Annotated in this window: 5 protein-coding genes; all 5 read right to left on the reverse strand. The window is 51.0% G+C overall.

Annotated features, from left to right (window positions below; translation table 11 throughout):
* The coding region (locus AAV94_RS14745; RefSeq protein ID WP_197407967.1) for a hypothetical protein at positions 1 to 497 on the reverse strand (497 nt) is incomplete at its 3' end.
* Between the two features lie 2 nt (positions 498 to 499).
* Entirely contained in the window at positions 500 to 1,027 is a 528-nt protein-coding gene (locus AAV94_RS14750) for a hypothetical protein (RefSeq protein ID WP_156167834.1), read from the reverse strand.
* Positions 1,024 to 1,398 carry an ATP-binding cassette domain-containing protein gene (locus AAV94_RS00015; RefSeq protein WP_046740284.1) on the reverse strand — a complete coding sequence of 125 codons (375 nt, stop codon included), beginning with the start codon at positions 1,396 to 1,398 and terminating at the stop codon, positions 1,024 to 1,026. Before AAV94_RS00015 ends, AAV94_RS14750 begins: the two co-directional genes overlap by 4 nt.
* The gene (locus AAV94_RS14755; RefSeq protein ID WP_156167836.1) at positions 1,365 to 1,631 is read right to left on the reverse strand and encodes a hypothetical protein; all 267 of its coding nucleotides are present in this window, start codon (positions 1,629 to 1,631) and stop codon (positions 1,365 to 1,367) included. The genes AAV94_RS00015 and AAV94_RS14755 overlap by 34 nt, the downstream gene beginning before the upstream one ends.
* The coding region (locus AAV94_RS14760; RefSeq protein WP_231731153.1) for a hypothetical protein at positions 1,628 to 1,986 on the reverse strand (359 nt) is incomplete at its 5' end. The genes AAV94_RS14760 and AAV94_RS14755, both read right to left, overlap by 4 nt.

The following is a 1,986-nucleotide window of genomic DNA, read 5'->3' on the forward strand; positions in this document are numbered from 1 at the left end:
TCCAGGTCGAGCACGATAGGCGAGGCAAAATTGGAGGCGGTGCGGGTTTTGTTCTTGATGTCTTCAACGGCGGAGTCGGCTGGAACCAGTCTCAGTCGTTCAAGCAACTGTTCGATCGTCAAGCCAGCTTCCGGGTTGTTCAATGAGTAAATGGTCCATCCAAGTCCCGCAACGCTGAGTCCAAAGCCAATCAAAGGTGCACCAACAAGCCCGGCAATACCAGCTCCAATGGTCAGAATGTCGCCTATGGTCAATTTGGACCCATCAAACCCCGTTTTGGTCAAATTAGCCATTGTCACGGCAAAACCACCGACGGGACCGGCAAACTTTCCTGGGAACATGCCGGCAGCACTGCCGACTGCGGTAATCGTTCCGGCGATGGTCGCGCCTGTTTGGTTATTTTGTGCGCTGACTGAGGCATTAATTGCACCATCTATCGCGCCAGCTTTGCCGCTCAAGTTGTTTAGAACAAGCGTTACGGTAGTTGGGTTGGACATTTTTACTCTCCTTCAGAAAATTTGGATTGGAGAAGCCGAGAAATGGCGAGGAGTGTGATTGATAAGAAAAGCACTATTGATAGACCACAAATTCCTTGCCATGGAGTACGATTGCTCTCTGTAATCCACGCATTTATGTCTGCACTATCGATAGATATGCTTTTGCTTGCATCCGCCGAAATGGATTTAATAATGCCGCGATTCGCACCTATCTCAACAGCCTCGATTTGCTTGGCTGAATGCCACTTTTTCCAGTAATCTTCATCATCGCAAACCAATTCTTTCAGGCTGTTGCAATCAGCGAAGAACACCTTGCTCCCATTGCTGGAAAGGACAATGGTGGGGGGGGATTTGGCTGATCCAAAAACCCGAAACTCGACATCATAGAAAATTCGAGAAATCGGTTCAGGATGCCGGGTTACATCGCTCCATATGCCGTAAGCAAGAAAGGGAATTAGTACAGCCAAAGAGCCAATGGCACAAATCTTTGATAATTTATAAGTCCTATCAATTGCATGTTTGTTGATCACGTTTCCTCCTTCACCAAACTCATGGCATGCTGCCCCATATTGACCACCTCATCCACTTGCAAGCTCTTGGGCACTTGGTGCGTGATAAAAATCATCGTCACCTTGCCCTTGAGTCGGTTGATGGTCTGCGCGAAGTGCTCGGCGGTCTGTTGATCCAGGTTCGAAATCGCCTCGTCGAAGATCAGCACCTTGGGACGCTTGAGCAGCGCGCGGGCAATGGCAATGCGCTGGCGCTGCCCGCCCGATAGCCCGGTGCCGCGCTCGCCGATCTCGGTCTGGTAGCCCTGCGGCAGCTTCTCGATCACCTCGTGGATTTCCGCCGCCTTGCAGGCTGCGATCACGTCCTCGAAGCTGGCGTGCGGGTGCGCCATGGCCAGGTTGTCGTAGACCGTGCCGGAGTCCAGCCGCCTTCCATGGCAGCCTTGCCGATCTGATAAATGTCATAGACATCACCAACAGGACCGCCCGCCTTGCCGATAATCGAAGGGGTGAGCCCTCTCGCTTTCAGATCATCTATGTGCGCATCAAGACCATCGAGTGCGGAACTTGAAACGTCGCCAAGCCAGCCTTGAGGGTCGTTCTGCGTGCCCTGATTGCAACTCATTGCTGCACCTCCTTATTTGAGAAAGTTGAGAAAAGAGTCATGTAAATATGCATTACCCCCAGCCCTAGCACACCCGACATCATTAATGCGGATGGAGCAACGGCGGTCACCCAGATGGCTCGCTCGCCGCGCGTCAAGGGATAATCGACAAGCCAGAGCATAGTGAAATACAGCGTGCTGAAAATAATTACTGAAAATATCAAATAAGCAAGCCATCCACCGAATTTATTTGCTTTTTGGCGGTATCCCAATGAAAACGCCACTCGACCGCCGTTTCTTCTTATGGTCAAGTAGGGAAGTAAAGTGGGAAAAAGCCATGTCGCCAATACATGGCAGTGAATGAAATACTGCGGTT

Source organism: Lampropedia cohaerens (genome assembly GCF_001005215.1).
Classification (GTDB): domain Bacteria; phylum Pseudomonadota; class Gammaproteobacteria; order Burkholderiales; family Burkholderiaceae_C; genus Lampropedia; species Lampropedia cohaerens.

What these genes read in the sequence shown, in the direction of transcription:
- AAV94_RS00015 (WP_046740284.1), bottom strand. Translation starts at nt 1,398, where the DNA reads ATGGCGCACCCGCACGCCAGCTTCGAGGACGTGATCGCAGCCTGCAAG.
- AAV94_RS14755 (WP_156167836.1), bottom strand. Translation starts at nt 1,631, where the DNA reads ATGAGTTGCAATCAGGGCACGCAGAACGACCCTCAAGGCTGGCTTGGC.